Source organism: Vibrio sp. Vb1755, from assembly GCF_033338635.1.
Classification (GTDB): Bacteria; Pseudomonadota; Gammaproteobacteria; order Enterobacterales; family Vibrionaceae; genus Vibrio; species Vibrio alginolyticus.
On record NZ_JAWOTA010000103.1, the window covers coordinates 1 to 1,589 of the forward strand.

Annotated in this window: 2 protein-coding genes and 1 pseudogene; 1 reads left to right on the forward strand and 2 read right to left on the reverse strand. The window is 46.2% G+C overall.

Features of this window, described 5'->3' with window-relative positions; genetic code table 11:
- Nucleotides 1-796: aldo/keto reductase family oxidoreductase (locus R7E00_RS22955; RefSeq protein WP_318124528.1), on the reverse strand; the 796-nt coding region annotated here is incomplete at its 3' end.
- A 95-nt stretch (nt 797-891) separates the two neighbouring features.
- Between R7E00_RS22955 and R7E00_RS22960 the strand changes: the two genes are divergently transcribed.
- On the forward strand, nt 892-1,299 hold the full coding sequence (locus tag R7E00_RS22960) for a transcriptional regulator (RefSeq protein ID WP_025501959.1): 408 nt from the start codon (nt 892-894) through the stop codon (nt 1,297-1,299).
- On the opposite strand, the pseudogene R7E00_RS22965 reads toward R7E00_RS22960, so the two are convergent.
- Nucleotides 1,286-1,589: pseudogene (locus R7E00_RS22965) on the reverse strand (hypothetical protein); the annotation flags it as partial. The gene R7E00_RS22960 and the pseudogene R7E00_RS22965 overlap by 14 nt on opposite strands.

A 1,589-nucleotide genomic window follows, 5' to 3' on the forward strand; every position in this document is an offset into this window, starting at 1 on the left:
CAATGATTGGAATTGGTTTAGATGGCAAGCGACGTACCCAAGCGTAAATAACTTGGTCAATGCTGGTCGCACCCACTTCTTCACGAATTGCTTCTAGCTCGTTACGAACGCGAATCGCTTGCTCGCTTTCCCCACTGAAGATTGAGCCGCCACCTAAGCAAGACCAAGCCATTGGACGCGTGCGCAACATTTGCATTTGGTCCAGCGTTCCATCGTGCGCAACCTCAAAATTAAGCGGGTTGATTTCCACTTGGTTAGTCACAAGAGGTTTACCAAGGCGCGATTGCAGCAATTCGAACTGACGCGGCGTAAAGTTGGACACACCAAAGTGCTTCACATTACCTACTTTGTGCAGCTCCGTGAATGCTTCCGCAACTTCATCAGCATCCATCAATACATCTGGACGATGGATCAATAGCACATCGATTTCATCCACATTTAAGCGCTCAAGTGAGTTGTTCACTGATTGGTAAATGTGTGCCGAACTTGTGTCGTAGTGATTAATTTTGCGTTCAGGTGTTTTGTCACCACACAAATTAATGTCACATTTGGTCACGATCTGGATTTGGTCACGTACGCTTTTATCCAAAGCTAACGCTTCACCAAACAACGCTTCACATTCGTAGTTACCGTAAATGTCTGCGTGATCGACCGTAGTGATCCCTAACTCAATATGTTGCTTAAGAAATGACAAACGCTCTTGAGCCGTCATTCCCCAATCTGCCGCACGCCAATATCCTTGAACTAGCTCTGAAAATTCAGGGCCATTTGGTGCAGTCACAACTTTTGCAACCATGGGTTTTCTCCTTCAATTGAACTGCATTCATCCTAGTCTTGTTTTCACGTCGTCTCAACGGGTAAACTTTCGCAATTCGAACTGGAGTACGAAATATGTCTTTTGCCCAACGTTTAGCCACTTTGATTGGCGAAGAAAGCATCAGCGGATTTGCGCGACGCGTTGATGTGTCGGAAGCGCTCATCCGAAAGTACCTAAAAGGCAGCGAACCTAGCCTAACCAAAGCCAATCAGATTGCGATGCGGGCTAACTGCTCTCTTGAATGGTTAGCGACGGGTTGCGGTTATCTCTACCGTCGTGCTGAAGTGGTGGATATGGATGCCTATAAGTTGGCTTTCCAACACGTGATGAATGAAGAGCTGACAGAAGATAAAGAAGAGCTTCATCGAAAGCTCATTGCAGGGTACCAATTCCTGCGCGCACATAAAAAGGCAGACGGATTTTTAGATGAATCCGCCATGGCGACATTTCTTGCTTTGCATAAAGAGACTAAAGCCGAGTAAGTCGCAACTCGATCATTTCGCCATCACTGCGTAAAGTAATGACTACGTGCGGTGATGGCTCTGTAAACTCATCTGCTTTTACCCAAACCATCGACCTCTCAATCTCTGGCGGGTAGCGATTTATCAGCAACACCACTTCTTTGTCGACCTCTCCTGCAGATTTGTTTTTCAGCGACGCTGCGATATCGTATCGATCGTTGCCGATTGCTAAGCTTCGCATCACCAAACCATCTTTTCTTAGATTAAGAATGAGCTCACTCAGCGTTTGTCTCTGATACTCGGTTAAAAAG

Excerpts from the sequence above, each read along its gene's own strand:
- R7E00_RS22960 (WP_025501959.1), top strand. The coding sequence starts at position 892 with ATGTCTTTTGCCCAACGTTTAGCCACTTTGATTGGCGAAGAAAGCATC.